The 18,723-nt window shown below is 52.6% G+C and carries 14 protein-coding genes, 2 rRNA genes and 3 pseudogenes; 13 read left to right on the top strand and 6 right to left on the bottom strand.

Features of this window, described 5'->3' with window-relative positions; all coding sequences use genetic code 11:
• Positions 1-483 (top strand): 23S ribosomal RNA (locus A3220_RS06640); the annotation flags it as partial.
• A 134-nt stretch (positions 484-617) separates the two neighbouring features.
• Positions 618-733 (top strand): 5S ribosomal RNA (gene rrf / locus A3220_RS06635).
• Between the two features lie 187 nt (positions 734-920).
• On the opposite strand, the gene guaD is transcribed toward rrf, so the two are convergent.
• The 4 genes and pseudogenes from guaD to xdhA form a co-directional block, all read right to left on the bottom strand.
• Positions 921-2,231 carry a guanine deaminase gene (gene guaD / locus A3220_RS06630; RefSeq protein ID WP_062373914.1) on the bottom strand — a complete coding sequence of 437 codons (1,311 nt, stop codon included), beginning with the start codon at positions 2,229-2,231 and terminating at the stop codon, positions 921-923.
• 1 nt (position 2,232) lies between these two features.
• Entirely contained in the window at positions 2,233-3,102 is an 870-nt protein-coding gene (gene xdhC / locus A3220_RS06625; RefSeq protein WP_054641115.1) for a xanthine dehydrogenase accessory protein XdhC, read from the bottom strand.
• On the bottom strand, positions 3,099-5,522 hold the full coding sequence (gene xdhB / locus A3220_RS06620; RefSeq protein WP_062373910.1) for a xanthine dehydrogenase molybdopterin binding subunit: 2,424 nt from the start codon (positions 5,520-5,522) through the stop codon (positions 3,099-3,101). Before xdhB ends, xdhC begins: the two co-directional genes overlap by 4 nt.
• Positions 5,506-6,958: pseudogene (xdhA, locus tag A3220_RS06615) on the bottom strand (xanthine dehydrogenase small subunit). The gene xdhB and the pseudogene xdhA overlap by 17 nt, the downstream one beginning before the upstream one ends.
• 207 nt (positions 6,959-7,165) lie before the next feature.
• Here xdhA and A3220_RS06610 point away from each other — a divergent pair.
• Together A3220_RS06610 and hrpB are read left to right on the top strand one after the other, a co-directional pair.
• The gene (locus tag A3220_RS06610) at positions 7,166-7,816 is read left to right on the top strand and encodes a TetR family transcriptional regulator C-terminal domain-containing protein (RefSeq protein ID WP_062373908.1); all 651 of its coding nucleotides are present in this window, start codon (positions 7,166-7,168) and stop codon (positions 7,814-7,816) included.
• A gap of 3 nt (positions 7,817-7,819) precedes the next feature.
• Complete coding sequence (gene hrpB, locus A3220_RS06605; RefSeq protein ID WP_062361298.1) at positions 7,820-10,264, top strand: ATP-dependent helicase HrpB; 2,445 nt, start codon at positions 7,820-7,822, stop codon at positions 10,262-10,264.
• Between the two features lie 14 nt (positions 10,265-10,278).
• Here the strand turns inward: hrpB and A3220_RS06600 are convergent, their stop codons facing one another.
• Positions 10,279-10,515, bottom strand: a complete 237-nt coding sequence (locus A3220_RS06600; protein WP_044629444.1) for a hypothetical protein — start codon at positions 10,513-10,515, stop codon at positions 10,279-10,281.
• A 341-nt stretch (positions 10,516-10,856) separates the two neighbouring features.
• Between A3220_RS06600 and A3220_RS16830 the strand changes: the two genes are divergently transcribed.
• The 5 genes and pseudogenes from A3220_RS16830 (at position 10,857) to A3220_RS06580 (ending at position 15,458) form a co-directional block, all read left to right on the top strand.
• Entirely contained in the window at positions 10,857-11,030 is a 174-nt protein-coding gene (locus tag A3220_RS16830) for a DUF2970 domain-containing protein (protein ID WP_082051444.1), read from the top strand.
• Between the two features lie 125 nt (positions 11,031-11,155).
• The gene (gene coxB, locus A3220_RS06595; protein WP_044629443.1) at positions 11,156-12,271 is read left to right on the top strand and encodes a cytochrome c oxidase subunit II; all 1,116 of its coding nucleotides are present in this window, start codon (positions 11,156-11,158) and stop codon (positions 12,269-12,271) included.
• Between the two features lie 48 nt (positions 12,272-12,319).
• Positions 12,320-13,979: pseudogene (ctaD, locus tag A3220_RS06590) on the top strand (cytochrome c oxidase subunit I).
• 36 nt (positions 13,980-14,015) lie between these two features.
• Positions 14,016-14,600, top strand: a complete 585-nt coding sequence (locus A3220_RS06585; protein ID WP_062373904.1) for a cytochrome c oxidase assembly protein — start codon at positions 14,016-14,018, stop codon at positions 14,598-14,600.
• A pseudogene (locus A3220_RS06580) lies at positions 14,597-15,458 on the top strand (cytochrome c oxidase subunit 3). The gene A3220_RS06585 and the pseudogene A3220_RS06580 overlap by 4 nt, the downstream one beginning before the upstream one ends.
• Positions 15,459-15,462: 4 nt before the next feature.
• Here A3220_RS06580 and A3220_RS06575 read toward each other — a convergent pair.
• Positions 15,463-15,654 carry a DUF2909 domain-containing protein gene (locus tag A3220_RS06575; protein WP_062373900.1) on the bottom strand — a complete coding sequence of 64 codons (192 nt, stop codon included), beginning with the start codon at positions 15,652-15,654 and terminating at the stop codon, positions 15,463-15,465.
• A gap of 61 nt (positions 15,655-15,715) precedes the next feature.
• Between A3220_RS06575 and A3220_RS06570 the strand changes: the two genes are divergently transcribed.
• Genes A3220_RS06570 through A3220_RS06555 form a run of 4 tightly spaced genes read left to right on the top strand, consistent with a single transcriptional unit; the run spans position 15,716 to position 18,492 of the window.
• Positions 15,716-16,360 (top strand): SURF1 family protein, encoded by a 645-nt coding sequence (locus tag A3220_RS06570; protein WP_354702729.1) that lies wholly within the window; start codon positions 15,716-15,718, stop codon positions 16,358-16,360.
• A gap of 1 nt (position 16,361) precedes the next feature.
• Positions 16,362-16,868, top strand: a complete 507-nt coding sequence (locus tag A3220_RS06565) for a hypothetical protein (RefSeq protein ID WP_062373894.1) — start codon at positions 16,362-16,364, stop codon at positions 16,866-16,868.
• A 36-nt stretch (positions 16,869-16,904) separates the two neighbouring features.
• On the top strand, positions 16,905-17,972 hold the full coding sequence (locus A3220_RS06560) for a COX15/CtaA family protein (RefSeq protein WP_062373892.1): 1,068 nt from the start codon (positions 16,905-16,907) through the stop codon (positions 17,970-17,972).
• A 52-nt stretch (positions 17,973-18,024) separates the two neighbouring features.
• Positions 18,025-18,492 (top strand): DUF2489 domain-containing protein, encoded by a 468-nt coding sequence (locus A3220_RS06555; protein WP_062361291.1) that lies wholly within the window; start codon positions 18,025-18,027, stop codon positions 18,490-18,492.
• Positions 18,493-18,723: the final 231 nt, after the last annotated feature.

The raw sequence follows: 18,723 nt of genomic DNA, 5'->3' as shown, positions 1-18,723 counted from the left end.
CTCAACGGATAAAAGGTACTCCGGGGATAACAGGCTGATACCGCCCAAGAGTTCACATCGACGGCGGTGTTTGGCACCTCGATGTCGGCTCATCACATCCTGGGGCTGAAGTCGGTCCCAAGGGTATGGCTGTTCGCCATTTAAAGTGGTACGCGAGCTGGGTTTAGAACGTCGTGAGACAGTTCGGTCCCTATCTGCCGTGGGCGTTGGATGTTTGAGAAGAGCTGCTCCTAGTACGAGAGGACCGGAGTGGACGACCCTCTGGTGTTCCGGTTGTCACGCCAGTGGCATTGCCGGGTAGCTATGGTCGGACGGGATAACCGCTGAAAGCATCTAAGCGGGAAGCCCCCTTCAAGATGAGACATCCCTGAGGCCTAGAGCCTCCTAAAGGGCCCAGCAAGACCAGCTGGTTGATAGGCACGGTGTGGAAGCGCTGCAAGGCGTTGAGCTAACGTGTACTAATTGCCCGTGAGGCTTGACCCTATAACACCCAAGGGGTCTGGTCGCAGTGGTAACGAAAACCGGATACGCAGCAGCAAGCCAACGTGCTTGCTGACAAGAGACGATCACACAACACGTCAACGACGCACTCAGCATGATATGCATTACCCGTTACGCCTGACGACCATAGCGAGCGTGAACCACCTGATCCCATGCCGAACTCAGCAGTGAAACCGCTTAGCGCCGATGGTAGTGTGGGGTCTCCCCATGCGAGAGTAGGTCATCGTCAGGCACTTATACCGCAAAAAACCCAGCCAAACGGCTGGGTTTTTTGTTGCGCGCTCGATAAGCGCGCCATGACCCAAGCCTCGTGCACGCTGTGCTCGGGGCTTTTTGCTGTGGGCATGCTAAGACGCGGAATAATCCATAAAAGCCGCTCTTTATGAGCGGCTTTTATGGCTGTGTAGCAATGGCTGAGGTTAATCCCTGCGGTGTTGGCAAATGCCACCCGCCCAGGTTTCATAAATGGCGCGGTCGTCAGCAAGCATCATCAGTGCAAATAAACGCTCGCCAAGCGTGTTGCAGTGCTGGATGCGGCGCTCAAGGAGCGATGTAGCATGAGGATCAATAACCACAAAATCTGCTTCATAGGAGGGGGCAAGCTGGCCAACCTGACTGTCCAGCGAGAGTGCCTTTGCATTACCGTGGGTTAATCCGTAGAAGCCTTGCCAAGCGGTAAGCGGCTGCCCGCGTAGTTGACCAACCTGATAGGCACTTTTCAAGGTGCCAAAGCCTGAGAGGTCCGTACCTGCGCCAATGTCACTGGCATAGGTAAATGCCATCCCAGTCTCTTTCGCCGCTTCTCGATCAAAGAGTCCGCTGCCCAGAAAAAGGTTTGAGCTAGGGCAAAAGGCAATATTAGCGCCTCGCTCGGCCAAACGCTTGCGCATTCCGTTATCAAGGTGGATGCCATGGGCAAAAGTGCTGCGTGGTCCTACTAGGCCAGCTTCTTCATAAACAGAGAGGTAGTCCCTGCTGCCTGGGAAGAGTTGGGCAACCCAGTCTAACTCCCCACTGTTTTCAGCCAAGTGAGTTTGTAACCACAGAGTAGGGTCATTGCGAAGCAGGGCACCAGCAGCATCCATCTGTGTCTTGGTAGATGTCGGCGCAAACCGTGGCGTGACGCTGTAACCAAGACGCTGCTTGCCGTGCCAGTCTTCAATCAAACGCTCTGTATCGGAGATTCCCGTAGTGCCATCTATCAGCGCATCAGGCGCGTTGCGATCCATCAAGACTTTTCCTACCAGCATACGCAGCTGGCGTTTTTGACAAGCCGTGAAGAAGGCATCTACCGAGCCTGGGTGGCTCGAGCCGAACACTTGGGCTGTCGTTGTGCCTGCACGAAGCATTTCATCTAGAAAGGCATTAGAAAGTGCCTCTGCATGGGCGTGGCTGGCAAACCGACACTCCTCAGGAAAGGTATAGTCATTCAACCAGTCCAGCAGCTGACGCCCGTAGGAGGCCATGATATCAAGCTGAACGTAGTGCACATGGGTATCAATAAACCCAGGCATAATCAGTCTGCCGCGATAATCGAGCACTTGGCTATTTGGAGGTAGCTGGTCAATGAGGTCGGCATAGTGCCCAATCGCTTGGATATGGCCCTCTTTAAGCCATAAAAGACCGTCGCCGTAGTGCTTAAGACTGCCCGGTTGAGGCAAGTTGCCGTCGCCTGGGTCGCGGGCAAAGCTAACTAGCTCCGCACGGATAAACGTATCAGTAGAAGTCATATTAACTCGGGTTTGTCGCAGTATCGTGAAATAGAGAGCGCAGTGCGTCAGGCTCAAGCCCTCGGGTTTGGTGGGCAGTGGGTTTATCAGTAAGCCATAAAAGCTCAGTGACCACTGTCATAGCAATCGCGTAGGGCGTTTTATTACTGAGTTTGGTGCCATGAACAGCGCCAACAGGGCAGCGCACACGCTGTATTTCTTCTGGCTTATAACCATCGCGTTTCAAACGACTTTGAAAGCTAGTCCATTTGCTATCAGAACCAATCAGCCCGATAGAGGCTATGTCAGCGCGTCTAAGTAGCGCTGCTATCAGTGCGTAGTCCTCGTCATGGTTATGAGTGAGTACCAGGACATGGCAATGTGGTGGAAGTGCTAAAACGCTCTCTTGGGGGCTTGTTAGTGTGTGACAGCTAAGCCGAGGCTGCTGGTCATCTTGTTCGTCAAATATATCGGTACGGCTATCGTACCAATCAAGGTGCCAGGGCAAAGGAGCGCTGAGTTTAACGATCTCGCAACCCACGTGACCGGCCCCAAAGAGCGCAATGTGACTGGAAACGCCGGGAAATACTTCCAGTAGTACGTTAACAAAGCCGCCGCAGCACTGGCCGCTGCGCCCACCCAGCGAGAAAGCCTCTAAATGAAAGCCAGCGCTGCCTTGTTGCAAGAAGTCTCGGGCGGCGCTGATGGTTTGCCACTCAAATGTTCCTCCTCCCAGCGTATCGAAAATAGTATCAGCGGTGATCACCATTCGCGCGCCCGGCTCACGAGGAGTCGAGCCCGCGCTGGTCACCTGAGTTGCCAGCACGTGAGGAGTACCGCTGAGCTGCAGGCGGTTCAGCGCAGCGTGCCATGCTTCGGGCGCTTGCGTCATAACGCTTTATTCCTAATGGCATTGGCTGTCAGCATGACTCTTTCAGGTGTAGCTGGCGTGTCCAGGTGAGGAGAGACGCGATAATCCGCTAGGCTTGCTAGTGCATCCCGAAGTGCAGACCACACGCACATACCTAACATAAAGGGCGGTTCTCCCACCGCTTTGGAACGGTAAAGACTTGCCATAGAGTTTGGGTGCCCCTCCAACAGATCGACATTGAATACTTTCGGTAAGTCGCCATAGGTAGGGATTTTATAAGTGGCTGGCCCATCGCTGACGAGCACTCCCTTGGCGTTCCACTTCAGCTCTTCGCTGGTCAGCCAGCCCATGCCTTGAATAAACCCACCCTCTACTTGGCCAATATCAATAGCAGGGTTCAGTGAGTTGCCTACATCGTGTAGTACGTCAACACGGTCAACCAAATACTCCCCGCTGAGTGTATCTACACTCACTTCAGCCACTGCCGCGCCGAAAGCGTAATAATAAAAAGGGCGGCCTTGGCCTGTAGCCCGGTTGTAATGGATTAACGGCGTGGCATAAAAGCCTTTCTCAGAAAGAGAGACACGGTTCAAATAGGCGGTTTGAACGAGTTCGCCCCAAGGAATTCGACGCTCACTTTCGCCAATGCCAGCGATGAGCATGCCATGCTCTAGCCTCATGCCTTCTCTATCTAACCCGCCCTCAAAATGCCCCGCTGCAAACTCAAACAACCGCTCCCGAAGCTTGCTTGCGGCGTCTCGTGCTGCCATACCGTTTAGGTCAGCACCGCTGGATGCGGCGGTGGGTGAGGTATTAGGCACCTTATCTGTGCGGGTAGCGCTGATCCGCACGCTATCCAGGTCTAGTCCAAGCTCTCGGGCAACCACTTGGCAGATTTTTGTGTGCAGTCCCTGGCCCATTTCTGTGCCGCCGTGGTTAATCATGATGCTGCCATCGGTATAGACATGCAGCAGTGCCCCTGCTTGATTAAGATGCTGGGCGGTGAAAGAGATACCGAACTTGACAGGAGTCAGTGCGAGCCCTTTTTTAATAACAGGGCTTGCCGCGTTGTAGTCCCGAATGTGTTGTCGGCGTGCCCAGTAGTCGCTGCTCGTTTCCAGGGTGTCAACCAGCGTGTGCAGAAGCTGCTTTTGGTCAACCTGCTGACCATAGTGGGTGGTATCTCGCCCCTCCCGGTAAAAGTTGCGCTTACGAATCGTTAAAGGATCTTCACCAACGCGGCGGGCAATATCATCCATCGCCGCTTCAATGATCATCATGCCCTGGGGGCCACCAAAACCACGAAAGGCGGTATTTGACGCCGTATGGGTTTTAGCGCGGTGGCCGGTGACGCGGGCATCTCCCAATGAGTAAGCGTTATCCGCGTGGAACATCGCGCGGTCAACGATGGCATCAGAGAGATCTGGTGAATAGCCGCAGTCACCAATAACGGTAATATCGCCGCCTTTGATAACGCCTTGGGCATCAATCGCTAATTGATAGCGGTTATGGAAAGGGTGGCGTTTTCCAGTGGCACGCATATCTTCACTGCGTGGCAGGCGAAGTCGCGTGGCTTTACCGGTACGCCGAGCAATAATGGCGGCAATGCAGGCCCAGGGCGATGCTTGTGTCTCTTTACCGCCAAAGCCGCCGCCCATACGGCGCACTTCTACAGTGACCGCATGAAAAGGAATACCGAGCACTTCCGACACCAATTTTTGGGTCTCACTGGGGTGCTGGTTAGAGGTATGAACCATCACCCCTTCATCCTCCGTAGGCACCACAATGCACGCTTGGCCCTCGAGATAGAAGTGCTCCTGCCCACCGATAAATAGCTCGCCTTCTATAGTTTGTTCGGCTTGCTGTAAGGTAGTTTGCCAGTCGCCCCGCTCCTGCACGTGGGTTGGGCGAACAACCTCTTGACGTCCAGCAGCGGCCACAGGATCTAGGCTAGCCGGTTGTTCGTCGATATGCAGTGTGGCCAGCTTCACGGCTTGGCGAGCTGCCTGTAAAGAGGTGGCAGCCACTGCAAATAGGCATTGCCCCGCGTAACTGATCTCCTGGTCGACAAAAATAGGGTCGCCGGGGAACACCGGCCCAATATCTGTGTGTCCTGGTACATCATGGAGAGTGATCACGTCGACAACGCCAGGCGCCTGTCTTACAGCATCAAGTTCCAGTTTCGTTAGCGTGCCGTGAGCGACAGGTGAAAGGCCGAGCGCCACGTGCAGGGCATCTTGGGGTGTTTTAATGTCATCAATATAGGTTGCTTTACCGGTGACATGTTTCTCTGCGCTTTCATGGAAGCTGGAAGCACCGGCTTGCCGTTGCCCGTGGCTATCCACCGTATGGCGAGCCAGTGGACCAGAACCTTGGATATGGTCATGCAGCTCGCGGCGAGCGCGGCTGCTGTCGCCATCAAGCTTAGTGAGCGTACGCATGGAGCATCACCTCTTGATTAGGTACTGAGAGCGATAGATAAAGGCGTTCGAGCAGGTTGGTTGCCACCTGATGACGATAGTGTTGTGTACCGCGCACATCGCTCATGGGATGAAACTCTTCCGATAGCGCCCGCTGTGCCGCTTGAAAGCTCTCTTTCGCGATAGGTTGCCCTGTTAACGCTGCCTCTGTTTGTAGCGCTCGCTTAGGGATGGCCGCCATGCCGCCAAAGGCGATACGAACATCCTGCATAACGCCATCGTCGATACGATAATGGAAGGCTCCTAGTACGGCAGAGATGTCGTCTTCACGCCGTTTGGAGAGTTTCCATACTTTCAGGACGGCGTCGTCCGCCAATTGTGGAATAAATATTCGACTCACGACTTCATCCGCTGCCAGCGCCGTTTTTTTTATAATCCAGGAAGAAGTCGCTCAGCGGCAGCGCGCGACTGCCATCCTGGTTAGCCAGTTCTACCCAGGCGTTGAGCGCCAGCAGTACGGGCGGGGTGTCGCCAATGGGCGATGCGTTGGCAATATTGCCACCCAGTGTGCCGCGGTTACGCACCTGCTGTGAGCCGAGCCGATGAAGTAGATGTGCAAAGGCGGGATAGTGGGTTTCTAGCAGTGGTTCGAGCTGTGAATAGGTGACGCCTGCGCCTACCCACCAGCCTGGCTGCTCATCAAAGATGGCTTCTTCAATATGGCGTAGCTCATCAACCCGTGTGACATCAATAAGTTGATTAAGCAACGCCAGGCGCTGCGTATTTTCCAGCCACAGATCGGTGGCACCGGCAACAAGGCGTGCAGATGGATAGTGTCGGCGTAGTTCAGTTAGTTGACTCAGTGTCGTGGGCTGAGCAAAAAGGTCCGTGTTGGCTTCCGCAGATTGAGGAGCGGTAAGTGGAGTATGAGCGGGTTGGCTGGCATCAATCCATTGCGGTGCTTTCCAAGAAGACTCCTGCATGCTTAGCGCTGCGTCACGAATAGGCCGATATCCGGTACAACGGCACAAGTTGCCGCCCAGTGCTGCTTCAAGCCGCTCTGGCGTAAGGGGTGCAGGCCGCTGTTGCTGTTGTGAATGTAGCGTAAATAGCGACATTACGATGCCGGGCGTGCAGAAGCCGCACTGGCTGCCATGGCACTCCACCATGGCACGCTGTGCCGGGTGAAGTTCTTCGTCAGTGGCCAAGCCCTCTACGGTTAGCAAGTGCTGGCCATGTAACTGGTGAGCGGGTGTAATACACGCATTCAGGCTTACAAAATGAGGCGCTGTATCGCTTTTAATGGCGACGGTACATGCGCCGCAGTCACCCGATGCACAGCCCTCTTTCGTGCCGGTCATCCCCAAATAGTCGCGTAGCAGCGTTAGAATGCTTGTGTCAGAGGGCACATGACACCGGGTCGGGGTGCCATTGAGCAAAAACGCAATTGTTGCCATGCCAAACTCCGTTATGATTGTTTTGACCGATCGGTCAACAATGTTGAGCTTGGGACAAAAATGCAAATCTTGCAAGACTTTGTTATATGAGATGTGACATGCACTATTAGTGAGCATCGCACTGCAAAATGCACAGTGATGCGACACGCACGCTTGGTAGACATTTCTCGCGATTACACTGCAAGGTTTATTAAAGGAGCTTACTGAATGACGGCTGATACCGCGAACCAAGAAAATGCCAGCAGGGACCGTATTGAACAAACCATATTAAGCGCTGCAGAGCAGGTGTTTTCACAACATGGTTATCGTGGTGCTAGCCTGCAGGCGATTGCAGACCAAGCTAAGCTGCCAAAAGCCAATATTCTTTATTATATGGGGAGCAAGCAGGCGCTGTATGTGCGACTGCTAAATCGGATGATGAATCGCTGGAATGCGGTACTAGAGGATATTACTGAGGATAGCGACCCAGGGCAGGTACTCAGTGATTTTATTCGCACCAAAATGATGCTTGGGCAGCGTTACCCTGAGGGGTCCAAACTGTTTGCCGCAGAGATATTGGCGGGGGCACCTTTCTTAAAAGAGTATCTCGCCGGCGAACTAAAGGAGTGGGTAGCCTCCCGCGCAGTGATTATTCGTCAGTGGGCCCAGCAGGGTAAAATGGACGATGTTGATCCACGTTGGCTGATCTTTCTAATTTGGTCGGCCACTCAGCACTACACGGAATATAGCGCTCAAGTGACCGGCATTCTTGGGGAAGAAGCGCTGAGTGAGGCTGACTTGGCTTCCATTTGTCAGTTCCTTGAGCACGTTATCCTGAAGGGATGCGGTATTACTTCCTCAAATGCAACCTCGCACTGATTCATGACCATATCGCTTCCCATTGAACAACATCTAAGCTCCATTCAAACCATGCTAGCCGAACACACTCGGCTTATTCTGGTGGCTCAACCAGGTGCCGGTAAAACAACCCGTGTCCCGCTAATGTTACTCTCCAGCGCCTGGGCGCAAGGTCAGCGTCTCTTACTGGTAGAGCCGCGTCGTGTCGCCGCTCGCTTGGCAGCCACCTTTATGGCGTCACAGCTCAACGAACAGATAGGTGAAACGGTGGGTTACCGGATGCGGGGCGATAGCAATGTAGGCCCCAATACCCGGCTGGAAGTGGTCACCCAAGGCGTGCTTACCCGCATACTGCAAGACGATCCTTTATTGGAAGGGGTGGCGGGCATTATTTTCGATGAGTTTCATGAGCGAAGCATTGAAGCAGACCTAGGACTTGCGTTAGCACTGGATGTACAAGAGAGCATCCGTGATGATCTTCGGCTAATGGTGATGTCTGCCACATTGGATGTCGCTGCTTTAAAAGGTGTGTTAGGTAGTGACACCCCCGTTATTGAGAGTAGTGGCCGCGAATTTTCAGTGGAAACGCGCTACTGTCCTGTGGAGGCTCATGAATCATTAGATAGGGCTGCCTTGCGAGTCACCAAGGAGGCACTGAAGCGAGAGGGTAGCCGAGATGTGCTGGTAATACTGCCCGGCATCGCAGAAATTTCCCAGCTTGTGCAGGCTCTAGAAAGTAGCAGTATGGATGTTGAGATTCGTGCGCTTCATGGAAGCATGCCGCTCGACGCCCAGCAAGCGGCATTGCGGCCTCTTACAACACGGCAACGTGTCATCGTTTCAACCGCCATTGCGGAATCCAGCGTTACCGTCGATGGCGTCAATAGCGTGATTGATGCTGGCTTAGAACGAGTGCCGCTATTTAACCCTCGCACTGGGCTTACGCGTCTCATGACCCGGCGGGTGAATAGAGCGAGTGCTGACCAGCGACGTGGCCGAGCGGGTAGGCAGCAGCCAGGCGTTTGTTACCGTTTATGGTCAGCTGAGCAGCCGCTGGTCGCTTATGGTGAGCCTGAGATGTTGCAGGCTGATTTATCTAAATTAGCGCTAGAGCTAGCGCTATGGGGTGTGCACTCGCCGAGTGAGCTTTCATGGGTGACACAGCCACCTGAAGGAGCATGGAAAAGTGCCCAAGCGCTGTTGCAGCAGCTTCGCTTAGTAGATAGTGCCGGTATGTTGACCCCGCTGGGTAAACAGAGCGCTCAACTGCCCCTCGAACCGCGTTTAGCTACCATGCTCATTCAAGCGGCATCATTTGAAGCGGTGCCACTTGCCTGTGCCTTAGCGGCTTTAATGGAAGGCAGGGAGCGCATCAATGGCACGCTGCGCGACGCCTTAGCTCAAAGGGTTAACCAGCCTGCGGCTTATCCTCAGTGGCGACATGAAGTAAAGCGATTGTCGAGCCTGATGCGTTCGCCTGTGGCGCGGCACAGCTCCTTGGAGCAGCTTGGTGCGCTGCTTTGCCTAGCATACCCGGATCGCATCGCTCAGCTGATGACACCGGGTCGTTTTAAACTGGCTAACGGTAAAACCGCTACGCTACCTGCTCACCATCCACTGGCTCAAGAGCCTTTTTTAGTGGCAGTGAGTGTAGAGAGCGCTAACAGCGAGGCAGGCATCTATTTAGCAGAGCCTATCACGTTAGCCACGCTGACTAACTTTTACCCCGAGACCCAGCAGTGGGAAGAGCGCATTGTCTGGTCAGAAGAGCAGGGTAAGCTGGTTGGTGAAGCCGTTCAGCGGCACAGCGAGCTTGTGTTAGCAACACGCCCACTGCGTCGGTTGCCTGCCGACGCGGTAGAAAAAGCGCTAATGGCAGCGTTAAAACAGCGTCCCAACATGCTGTTTAACACACAGGTGGTTCAACTGCAGGGGAGAATGGCGCTGCTCTTTGGCGCTTATCCTGAACAGTGGAACGATTGGTCCGACTCTGCGTTGTTAGGCAGTCTCGAGACATGGCTGGCCCCCTATATGGCGGGTCTGACGCGCTTAACGCAGTTGCAAAAACTGCCGTTTCACACGTACTTAATGAACACGCTTGATTGGAAGCAGCAGACTCAGCTAGAGCGCTTAGTGCCAAGTTTGATAGAAGCGCCTAGTGGCAATGCCGTTAAAGTGGATTACACACCCTGCCGGGAAGGCAGGCCACCGGTGCTGGCGTTGAAGCTTCAGGAAGCCTTTGGCTGGCAGGCAACGCCCACCGTAGTGGATGGGCGTGTACCAGTGACACTTCACTTGCTTTCCCCTGCACGGCGGCCACTGCAGGTGACTCAAGATTTGCGAAGCTTTTGGTTGAACGGCTACTCAGAAGTACGCAAAGAAATGCGCGGGCGATACCCAAAGCACCCTTGGCCAGAAGATCCTCTTACCGCTCAAGCCACAGCATATACAAAGCGCCGCCAGCGTTGAAAGGCTTGCCTTTCTTAGTTGCTCGGAGCGTCTTCACGCGGCGTTTCTTCTGGAATTTCACCGGGCTTGCGGTAGCGTACACCGTCGGCTTGGGGCTCTTCATAGCGGCGGTTTTCATCTTCAGGTACTACGCCCAGTACGGTCTCTTGGGAGCCATCTGGCCACGTATAAGTGGTGCAGCCCGCGAGTGGCAAAAGCGGCAATAAGGCGAAACACAGGTGGCGAAGAACGACTCCACGATGCTTGGGCATACACGGCTCCCTTGACAGGCCATTTTGGTTTTAACTTGGTGATGCATAGTGTGAATTGCCGGACTACAAGCCGCAAGCTTATTTACGAGTCGCTAAATTTCCTCCCAAAGGCAGCGTCGAAAGTCGTTCGATAGCTGCGTCATGCCAGCTATGCGGTCAGCATGGGCATCGGCTAGCGTTTTTGCCAATGCCTGATAGTGCTCGTTAGCAAACTCTTTTTTTTGATCAAGCTGCTTTTCAGGCAGCACGATTCATAAAATTGCCTATCCTCAACTATAGCTGAGTGCTTCAGGGCAGTTGCCAAATTGAGTATGCAATACCTCAACCTTGAGGGAGGCTCTATGTGGTCAGTGGTTAAGTCAGTATTAGCAGCACTACTAGGTGTTCAGAATGACCGCCAGCGTCAGCAGGATTTTTCAAACGGCAAGCCAGTCGCCTTCATTATCACGGCGGTGGTAGTGACGATGATGTTTGTGCTGCTCTTAGCAGGTATTGCGATTTATGCAGCGGGATGAAGCGTTGAGAGGCATCACGATAGTAGTTCGTGACGAATGCCACATGTTTTCTATACTGATCGATATCACTTAACCCTGACCTAATAAAAGGGTTGGCGAGAACAACAAGAATAAAGGAGGTTTCTATGCGCTTACCGTGGCAATGGCTTCTCACCATTACCAGTGTCGCAAGTCTCTCTCAAGCCCACGCTAGCAGTTGGAATATGCCGGTGGGGGTCACTGATACCAGCCGCAATATTTTTGGCCTACACATGACCATATTTTGGGTGTGTGTAGTGATTGGGGTGATCGTCTTTGGTGTCATGTTTTACTCCTTGTTTCGCTATCGCCACTCTAAAGGAGCCAAAGCTGCCCGCTTCCATGAACATACCTCCGTTGAAGTGCTGTGGACGGCCATTCCCATTTTGATCTTGGTAGGTATGGCGGTACCTGCGACGGCCACGCTTAAAAATATGTATGACGCCTCTGAAGCGGATCTAGACATTATGATCACGGGGCAGCAGTGGCGCTGGCGTTACGAATACCTAGGAGAGGACATTGCCTATACCTCGAACTTAAGCACCACACGCGAACAGATTCGAGGCGAATCCGATCGAGACGAGCACTATTTGCTTGATGTTGACGAGCCTCTCGTGCTGCCTATTAATCGCAAAGTACGCTTTCTGATGACATCAGACGACGTGATTCACTCCTGGTGGGTTCCAGAGCTTGCTGTTAAACAAGACACCATTCCTGGCTTTATTAATGAAAATTGGGTGCAAATTAACGAGCCTGGTATCTATCGTGGCCAGTGTGCCGAGCTGTGTGGTGTGAATCATGGCTTTATGCCCATTGTGGTGCATGCCATGGAAGAAGCGGAGTTTGAAACATGGCTTGAAGAGCGCAAAGAGGCTGCTGAGCAAGAGGCAATGGGTGTTGATCGCGAATGGGCTATAGAGGAGCTAATGGCTCGCGGTGAAGAGGTGTATCAATCTATTTGCTCTTCCTGTCATCAAGGCGAAGGGCAGGGCGCACCGCCAGCCTTTCCAGCGCTCGCCGGAAATGAACAGCTTATTAATGAACTCGACTGGCATTTGGATCGCGTGATTAACGGTGTTTCTGGAGCCGCCATGCCTGCTTTCCGCAATACGCTGAATCCGGTAGAGATAGCGGCTGTTGTGACCTATACGCGCAACGCTTGGGGGAATGAGACTGGTGATACCGTTCAGCCAGCTACGGTGGCCGAGCGTATTGCCCAGTAGGTGTTGACCAACTTCTTCTACTAAAACGACAAGCATGCGGAGAGACATATGGCGCCCAAATTACCTCCACAACACTCACTGCAGCATAGTTCGTCTGCCGTGGCTGGTGGCCAGTCTCAGGAAGGCCAGTCGCATTACCCTCATGCAGCCCAACCCAAAGGCTTGATGCGTTGGCTGCTGACCACCAATCATAAAGAGATTGGCTCGCTATATCTGATTTTCTCGCTCACGATGTTTTTTGTCGGCGGCATTTTTGCGCTCGTGGTTAGGGCTGAGCTATTTCAGCCTGGTTTGCAGTTGGTAGAGCCCGAGTTCTTTAACCAGATGACCACCATGCATGGCCTAATTATGGTGTTCGCAGCCGTTATGCCAGCGTTTACAGGCCTAGCTAACTGGATGATTCCGCTGCAAATTGGAGCCCCTGACATGGCCTTGCCGCGGCTAAATAACTTCAGTTTTTGGCTACTGCCGGTCGCTTTTACCCTGCTGCTGTCTACTCTTTTTATGCCTGGGGGCGGCCCCAACTTTGGCTGGACATTTTACGCTCCGTTATCAACAACGTATGCGCCAGCTTCAACGACTTTTTTTTATTTTAGCGCTGCATATGGCAGGCATTAGCTCTATTTTGGGGGCGATTAATATCATCGCGACCATCCTGAATATGCGTGCGCCTGGCATGCGCATGATGGATATGCCGCTATTCGTTTGGACATGGCTGATTACGGCATTTCTACTTATCGCCGTTATGCCGGTGTTAGCGGGCGTCATTACCATGATGTTAATGGACATTAACTTTGGGACTAGCTTCTTTGATGCAGCGGGCGGAGGAGATCCTGTCTTATTCCAGCATCTGTTCTGGTTTTTTGGCCACCCAGAAGTCTACATCATGATCCTGCCAGCATTTGGCATCGTGTCGGCGATTATCCCTACATTTGCTCGTAAGCCCTTATTTGGCTACGCCTCGATGGTTTATGCCACTGGAGCCATTGCGCTGCTGTCATTTCTGGTGTGGGCGCACCATATGTTTATTGTGGGCCTGCCTTTGACGGCGGAACTGTTCTTTATGTACTCCACCATGTTGATTGCTGTGCCAACAGGGGTGAAGGTATTTAACTGGGTGACAACGCTATTCCGCGGGTCGATTAGTTTTGAGCCCCCTATGCTTTTTGCGTTGGCGTTTGTAGTGCTATTTACCATTGGCGGCTTTTCAGGCCTGATGTTAGCCATCGCACCTGCCGATTTTCAGTACCACGATACCTACTTTGTGGTGGCGCACTTCCACTATGTATTGGTGCCTGGCGCGATCTTCGCCATCATGGCGGGCGTTTACTACTGGTTGCCTAAATGGACAGGCCATTACCCTAACGAGCGTCTGGCGCAGTGCCACTTCTGGTGCTCAATCATTGGGGTCAATCTAACCTTTTTCCCCATGCATTTTGCCGGTTTGGCAGGCATGCCTAGGCGCATCCCTGATTATGCGCTGCAATTTGCCGATTTTAATCTGCTCTCAAGTATTGGCGCCTTCTTCTTTGGTGCCTCGCAACTACTTTTTGTGCTGGTGGTAGTGCTGTGTGTACGAGGTGGCCAAAAAGCGCCTGCAAAAGCTTGGGAGGGTGCTGTTGATTTAGAGTGGAGTGTGCCTAGCCCTGCGCCGTTACACACCTTTGAAACGCCGCCGGTATTTCACCGTGCTCAATCGCACGATTAATGCATAAAAGCGTTGGAGAAGGCGGAGGGATGAAAAATGGCAGCAGATGGTTCTCAACAAGCTGGCGTTAGGCGGACCGTCATTCGCAGTGTCGCAGCCCTTCTTGGCATGTTTGCCTTTGCGTTTGCCTTAGTTCCTCTTTACGACGTGTTTTGTCGGGTAACGGGTTTAAACGGAAAGGTCGATACCACGGCAAAAGCTATCATTCATGAAGAGGTGGATCAGTCGCGCTTCATTACGGTTCAATTTATTACCCGTGGTAGTGCGGGACTGCCATGGCAAATGAGTGTTGAAACGCGGCAAATGCGGGTACATCCAGGCCAAACCGCAGAAGTGGATTTTACCTTTACGAATAACAGCCACCAAGAAAGCTGGGGGCGCGCTGTGCCTAGCGTCTCACCCTCTAGTGCAACAACGCATTTACGTAAAGTCAGCTGTTTTTGCTTCCAAGAACAGCAGCTACAAGGCGATGAGCGACTAACCATTCCGTTGGTGTTTCAGTTAGCTAAAGACTTACCTAAAGAAATCAGCACCATTACCTTGGTGTATACCCTATACCCGGTACAGCGCATTGCGCTTAATCCACTCAATAACAATAACGCGGCGGGGGATAAAATATGAGCGGCGGCAGCTATTACGTTCCTGCGAACAGCCGGTGGCCTATTTTAGGGTCGCTTGCGCTAGGTGCCATGATGGCCGGTATTGGCATCAAGTTAGTTTACAACACCGGGGCGCCATTGTTAGTTATTGGCTTACTAAGCGTTATTTGTGTCATGGGGTTTTGGTTTCGAGACGTCATTCACGAGTCGATGGGCGGTTTATACGACGCGCAAATGGATCGCTCGTTTCGATGGGGAATGGGCTGGTTTATTTTTTCAGAAGTCATGTTTTTTGCCGCTTTTTTTGGCGCACTGTTTTATGTAAGAACCTTCACAATTCCATGGCTAGGAGGGGAAGGGGCAAAAGGCGTATCTGCTTTGTTATGGCCCGAATTTGTTCCTCAATGGCCGCTACTCAATCCCCCTGATGCCTCTGTGGCAGGGCCCTCCAGCGTACTTAGCCCCTGGCAGTTGCCCTTAGTGAATACACTGATTTTGGTGACATCAAGTATCACACTAACGGTTGCCCATGAAGCTCTGAAGCTTGGCTATCGTCAGACCTGTCGTAACTGGCTAGCAGGCACAGTACTGCTGGGCATTTGCTTTATCCTTATCCAAGGCGTCGAATATTACGAAGCCTATCATCATTACGGTATTACCCTAGAGGCCGGTATTTTTGGGGCTACTTTTTTTTATATTGACAGGCTTTCATGGTCTCCACGTCATTATTGGTACGCTTATTTTGGCGAGCATGCTGGTAAGAGTTATCAAAGGTCACTTTGCTAACGATCATCACTTTGGTTTTGAGGCATCCTGCTGGTATTGGCATTTCGTTGATGTAGTGTGGGTAGGACTCTTTATCTTTGTTTATGTATTTTAGTGAGTTATCCAAGCTCGCCAGATAAGAAACCAAAGAGAAGCAGGGCCATCAACACGCAGGCTAACGCAATGCGCCATTTAAGCGATGTGAGTAACCGCCTGGAGGTGCTTTCGTCATGTAGTAAAAAGCCTGCACCTGCGGCTAAGCTGGCCACCATTCCTATAAACACTAATGCAATGAGCAGTTTTAACCACATGATGAAGCCCTCTTATTTTCCAGCGCGACTATACGCATGGTGTGTGTTTTGGAGTGTTGTAGTGGTTTTAGGGTTGCTCTTAGGACTATGGCAGTGGGAAAGGGCCGCTGACAAGCGCGAACTGCTAGCCATTCGTGATGCAGCGCCAACAGTGGTTGAGCCAATCCAAACACCGGAAGGAGGGGCGCAGGTGCATCTACGTGGCGACTATCTTGAGCAGCACACGCTTTACTTAGATAACCGTATCGTTAACGGTCGCCTAGGCGTCGCGGTGTTGACACCTATGAAAGACTCCCATGGGCAGCTCTGGTTAGTACAACGTGGTTTTATTGAAACAGGTACAAGCCGGGCGTCTCCTTCGGTATTCACCCCTCATGGCACGGTTGAGGTGTCTGGCGAGTGGCAGGCGGAGCAATCGCAAGGGCCGCTTTATGGAGCCAACCAAGAAGGCGTTAGGCTTCAGCAGCTGAGCTTGGCTCCTTGGGAAGAGGCGTTGGGCGTCTTCAGCCATAATGGCTGGCTTCATGCCCAGCAGGGTGCAGGTGTTTTTACCCCTTGGTGGGAGGCAAATGTGATGCCGCCAAGCCGGCATCTTGGCTACGCTTTTCAATGGTGGGGACTGGCGCTGGCAGCGTTGGGGATCATGCTATTGGGTGGATACCGTCTAGTGAGCGACTTTCGAGAAAGCTACGAAGGAGGGCGTTAACATGCACCACCGTCGTCCAGTACGTTACGCAAGGCTTAAGGTGGTTCTCTTGTTTGCCATTTTTGCCGCTCCTATTGTGACGGCCTGGGGAATGGTGACTTGGAATGTGGGAATTCCTCAGGGCCATACTGCCCACGGAAAAGTAACCATAGATGTGCCGCCGCTTGAGGATTGGCCGCTGATGGCTTCCATCACTGCCTCTGAACAATGGACGCTGGTATTAGACTGCGGCGCAAACTGTGTGCAGCAACAGGATGAGCTGTGGCGGTTACACCGTGCATTAGGGCGTGAAGCCACTCGACTAAAGCGATTAAGAGTTGGTGGTGACGATGCCACGCTGCCTGGGGAGACGGTGACAGTTTGGCAAAGCGTACCCTCTTGGAGCATTGCGCACAGCGTTTGGTTATTCGACCCTATGGGAAGGCCAGCACTCGCGTTTACTCAAGAAGCGGCAACCGCCGAGATTCTTGATGACATCCGGCACCTATTCAAAGTAAATCCTATTTAGCTTATGTTCGGCTAGCAATAGCCGTAAGGAAACTTAATGAAGACCTATCGAGAGTGCCGTCTTCGTTGGCTCATGAGGGTTACGCTGGTGGGAACCCTGTTGACTGCGTTCGTCATATTGGTAGGCGCATGGACTCGGTTAGTGGATGCTGGCCTAGGCTGCCCTGATTGGCCTGGCTGTTATGGGCGCCTAATTGTGCCTGATAGTGAGCATGTTGCCCTTCACCATCCAGATGCTCCGTTAGAGCCCTTTAAAGCGTGGGTGGAAATGGCTCACCGATATGTGGCGAGCTTTCTAGGGTTGATAGTACTTAGCGTTCTTGCGCTGGGCTGGTCGGTACGTAATCAAGCGGGTTATCCATGGCGATTAAGCATGGTTCTGTTGGCCGTTATTCTGTTACAAGGGGCGTTTGGTGCTTTTACTGTGACATTAAAACTATGGCCGCAGGTGGTGACACTTCATTTGCTGGGTGGGTTGAGCGTTTTAATGCTGTTTTTTTGGCTACATCTTCGCATACGCCGTTCATGGCGTGGGCAAATAGGGCAAGCTAAAAAGGGTGGCGTACTGTGGTACTTGGCAGGTGGGGTTTTATTGTTGCAGCTTGCACTGGGTGGCTGGGTCACAAGCAACTATGCCGGTATTGCTTGCCAAGGATTTCCTACCTGTAATTCACAATGGTGGCCAAGCATGGACCTAAGCGAAGGCTTCCACCTAACCCAAAACGTTGGCCCTAATTATCTCCATGGTCAACTAAACGCAGATGCTCGCACCGCTATTCATATGGTCCATCGTATGGGAGCACTGTTGTTGGGTGCCGCTTTACTAGCGTTATGGTGGCGCTATCGGGGCATCAAAGTAGTCAGCATCGCCTTGAGTCTCGCATTAGGAGCTTATTGCTTACAGGTGGCGCTTGGGGTCGCTAACGTTCTGCTCTGGCTGCCGCTTTGGTTAGCCTTGTTGCATACGGCAGGGGCTGTATTGCTAGCGCTGAGCATGGGATGGGCGTGGTGGTGCTGGCGGTACCAAAAGGCGGGGCAGGTTACTGTTCTTTGCCCATCAAATGCAAGCAACCTGAAGGCGCATGAATCAGATTGGTCTACTTGAGGCAATTAGGTGTACAATTCTCGTTAAGCATTTTATACGTTTCAGGGGCTTTATGAGTTCAACGGTTGCACTTTTACTGTTCGTTGTCGCTGTGCTAATCATCGCCGGGTTGGTCGTCTACGCCCATAAATTGCGAAGCGAAGTGAAGCGCCGTGAAGCGTTTAGACTGGAAGAAGAACGGCGTGCTCAGCAAAACAGCCTAGAAAATCTGGACTACGTGGTGAGCGCTCTCGTCCAAGAGCAAGTCGACATCACCGAGGGTTCCTGGCGCTGTAAAGTGCTGCTTGAAATCGTCGATCCAAGTCTTTCTGAACGACCTGAGTTTCAGGCGTTCGCCGAGGTTTATAGCCGTACGCGTCATCTCAAGACGCACTCTGCGCGCAAACAGTTGACCCCACGGGAAAGAATGCAAGAGGACAAGGAAAGGCTAGCTGTGGAAGATGAGATGCGCCCTGCGGTGCTCGCAGCCGCCGCAGAGGTAATTAAATGGCGCGCTAAAGGCCCTTCCGCTCTTCATTAAAAATTTTTAATGCCATCGATGTGAGCTTTGCTATGCTGGTAAGGTCGGTATTGGCAAGAAGTTGATATCTCGGCATTGTTGCCTTCTAACGCTGAAGCGTTAATGATAGGCACCACGTTCAGTTTCAGGGGCAGGGGAACCCCGTCCTGGATCAGAACAGCGAAAAATGGATGCTCTCGCCATAAGAAGCATTGGATAGATTTGGTCTCTAGACCATGTCAGCATTGGATC

Origin of the sequence: Halomonas sp. KX33721 (assembly GCF_001596805.1) — a bacterium.
Taxonomy (GTDB): domain Bacteria; phylum Pseudomonadota; class Gammaproteobacteria; order Pseudomonadales; family Halomonadaceae; genus Vreelandella; species Vreelandella aquamarina.
Note: the sequence above shows the minus strand (reverse complement) of the source record. Positions and strands in the feature narration are given on the sequence as shown.

Bases quoted from the DNA above. Each gene is read 5' to 3' on its own strand.
- guaD (WP_062373914.1), bottom strand. From the start codon at position 2,231: ATGACTTCTACTGATACGTTTATCCGTGCGGAGCTAGTTAGCTTTGCC.
- xdhC (WP_054641115.1), bottom strand. From the start codon at position 3,102: ATGACGCAAGCGCCCGAAGCATGGCACGCTGCGCTGAACCGCCTGCAG.
- xdhB (WP_062373910.1), bottom strand. From the start codon at position 5,522: ATGCGTACGCTCACTAAGCTTGATGGCGACAGCAGCCGCGCTCGCCGC.
- A3220_RS06610 (WP_062373908.1), top strand. From the start codon at position 7,166: ATGACGGCTGATACCGCGAACCAAGAAAATGCCAGCAGGGACCGTATT.
- hrpB (WP_062361298.1), top strand. From the start codon at position 7,820: ATGACCATATCGCTTCCCATTGAACAACATCTAAGCTCCATTCAAACC.
- A3220_RS06600 (WP_044629444.1), bottom strand. From the start codon at position 10,515: ATGCCCAAGCATCGTGGAGTCGTTCTTCGCCACCTGTGTTTCGCCTTA.
- A3220_RS16830 (WP_082051444.1), top strand. From the start codon at position 10,857: ATGTGGTCAGTGGTTAAGTCAGTATTAGCAGCACTACTAGGTGTTCAG.
- coxB (WP_044629443.1), top strand. From the start codon at position 11,156: ATGCGCTTACCGTGGCAATGGCTTCTCACCATTACCAGTGTCGCAAGT.
- A3220_RS06585 (WP_062373904.1), top strand. From the start codon at position 14,016: ATGGCAGCAGATGGTTCTCAACAAGCTGGCGTTAGGCGGACCGTCATT.
- A3220_RS06575 (WP_062373900.1), bottom strand. From the start codon at position 15,654: ATGTGGTTAAAACTGCTCATTGCATTAGTGTTTATAGGAATGGTGGCC.
- A3220_RS06565 (WP_062373894.1), top strand. From the start codon at position 16,362: ATGCACCACCGTCGTCCAGTACGTTACGCAAGGCTTAAGGTGGTTCTC.
- A3220_RS06560 (WP_062373892.1), top strand. From the start codon at position 16,905: ATGAAGACCTATCGAGAGTGCCGTCTTCGTTGGCTCATGAGGGTTACG.
- A3220_RS06555 (WP_062361291.1), top strand. From the start codon at position 18,025: ATGAGTTCAACGGTTGCACTTTTACTGTTCGTTGTCGCTGTGCTAATC.